Raw genomic sequence first — 1,694 nt, 5'->3', positions numbered from 1 at the left:
AGTGTGAATTTCTGCATTTATGCCATATTATTGTGCATTTTGGCAATTTCTATTGACAAGTTTTGAAATAAAGTATTAAATAAATTTATAAAGTTTGTAACCATTTTTAAATTTAAACTGTTGTATAGAGTAGGAGAATATATGCTAGCATTATATATGTCATTTATCGATGATGAAAATGATAAACCTAAATTTGAAATTATATATTATACATACAGAGAAAAAATGCTTTTAATGGCTCAATCTGTTCTTCACAACAAACAGGATGCAGAAGATGCGGTGCACGATACATTTATTAAAATTGCACGGAATATGAAATCTATTGGTGAACCTGAGTCAAATAAAACACTTTCATATGTTCTTAAAGCAACTAAAAATACTGCTATTAATTTAGTTAACAAAAACAAGACAAGGGAAAATATCGTTTATATGGAAAATTTTGACGATTTATCCGATAAAGAATTTTTAGAAAAATTAAATATCTTGGAAAATTACAATAAAGTAGTTAATGCAATTCTTGAACTTGACAACAAATACAAGGATGTTATGTTTTATCATTTTGTGCAGGAAATGAAAGTCACAGAGGTTGCTGATTTGCTAGACAGAAAGAAAACAACAGTAAAGCAACAGTTAGTCAGGGGCAAGAAAATCTTGCTTGAAACATTAGATATAGAATAGAGGTTTTGATCTTGGAAAACAGTAAAAAATTATTTATAAAAGCATTTATGGAAGCGGAACAAATAAGTAATGCGGAATTTATAAATACAGAAAATAAAGATATAACCTTTTCAAAAGAGTTTGAACGAAAAATGGATAAGCTGATTAAAAAGGATAAAAGAATTCATTTTTCTGTCAGACGAACAATCAGGAAAGGATTAATTGCCGCAATCATTGCAATAATCGTTACTTTTACAGGTTTGATGAGTGTATCGGCAACAAGAACACCATTTATTGAATTTATAAAAAAGGTATTTCCCCAATTTAATGAAATAACATTAAGTGAGGAATCAACACCGCCTGTAGAAAGAATAGAAACAGAATATACATTAACTGATTTGCCTGAGGGATTTGAAATAAGCGTATATCAGAAAGATGAATTGGGTATATTTACTGTTTGGAAAAACAGTAATAATTCTGAAATTATGTTTTCACAGGAAATTTTAGATCCTAATTTGTCAATAGATACAGAGCATCATTATGAAGAAATAACTATCAATGGTTATAATGCATATTTAAATCACTATGAATTCAATTCATCATTAAAATGGACAGACGGTAGCTATTGGTTTATTTTAAGTGTTCCAAATAACCTGAATGATAATTTAATAAATATGGCTGAAAATATTTCTGAAAAAAATTAAATATTTTTGTAATAAAAACCTCTTTTTGAACTGTTGTATATTATGAAGGCAAATAACAGTTTGAAAGGAGGGATTTTTTATGAAGAAATTTATTGCTGCTTGTCTTTGTTTGGTTACACTTTTTACAGCAACAATTACTGCGTATGCCGGCAGTATTCAACCTTTTTCTAATAATGTAGATACAGTTACTACATCACTGTCTATATCAAGTTCGGGAGTAGCAACTGTAAAAAACGCTTATTACGGAATAAAAGGAGCAACCAAAAGTGCTGAAATTGTAACTAAAGTACAAAAAAAGGTCGGACTTATTTGGGTAACTGTTTCTGACGGAAG

The 1,694-nt window shown here is 28.9% G+C and carries 3 protein-coding genes; all 3 read left to right on the top strand.

Annotated features, from left to right (window positions below):
• Nucleotides 1-141: 141 nt before the first annotated feature.
• Nucleotides 142-678, top strand: coding sequence for an RNA polymerase sigma factor (locus tag QZ321_RS12415; RefSeq protein WP_294197054.1), 537 nt, complete (start codon nucleotides 142-144; stop codon nucleotides 676-678).
• An 11-nt stretch (nucleotides 679-689) separates the two neighbouring features.
• Nucleotides 690-1,361, top strand: coding sequence for a DUF4367 domain-containing protein (locus tag QZ321_RS12410; protein ID WP_294197052.1), 672 nt, complete (start codon nucleotides 690-692; stop codon nucleotides 1,359-1,361).
• A gap of 79 nt (nucleotides 1,362-1,440) precedes the next feature.
• Nucleotides 1,441-1,694: hypothetical protein (locus QZ321_RS12405; protein ID WP_294197050.1), on the top strand; the 254-nt coding region annotated here is incomplete at its 3' end.

It is taken from the genome of uncultured Clostridium sp., from assembly GCF_910588715.1.
Classification (GTDB): Bacteria; Bacillota; Clostridia; order Clostridiales; family Clostridiaceae; genus Clostridium.
Note: the sequence above shows the minus strand (reverse complement) of the source record. Positions and strands in the feature narration are given on the sequence as shown.

Bases quoted from the DNA above. Each gene is read 5' to 3' on its own strand.
- QZ321_RS12415 (WP_294197054.1), top strand. From the start codon at position 142: ATGCTAGCATTATATATGTCATTTATCGATGATGAAAATGATAAACCT.